Consider the following 295-nt stretch of genomic DNA (forward strand, 5'->3'; position numbering starts at 1 on the left):
GGTAGGACTCGTACCAGTTGGGATACTTGATGATAAAGAAACAGTCCGGGTACTCTTCCCTGGCGGCCGCCACGATCTCCTCTGCCAGTCCGGCCATAAGATCCAGACGGTACTCCGGCCAGCTCCGGTCCTTTTTTGCTTCGATGCACTCACTGCAGCGGCAGCTGGTGAAGAAGAAATCATCCAGGATGATCTCATCAAACATCTTTGCCGTATCTCTTACAATCTCCAGATAGCGCTTCCTGTAGCCAGAATCTGTATAACAGAGCACGTCGAAGATCGTGTGTTTCTCATG

General features: G+C 51.2%; 1 pseudogene. It reads right to left on the minus strand.

The window, feature by feature from the left end:
- Positions 1 to 295, minus strand: a pseudogene (locus NE473_RS31695) (hypothetical protein); the annotation flags it as partial.

It is taken from the genome of Hungatella sp. SL.1.14, from assembly GCF_024460495.1.
Lineage (GTDB): Bacteria > Bacillota > Clostridia > Lachnospirales > Lachnospiraceae > Hungatella > Hungatella hathewayi.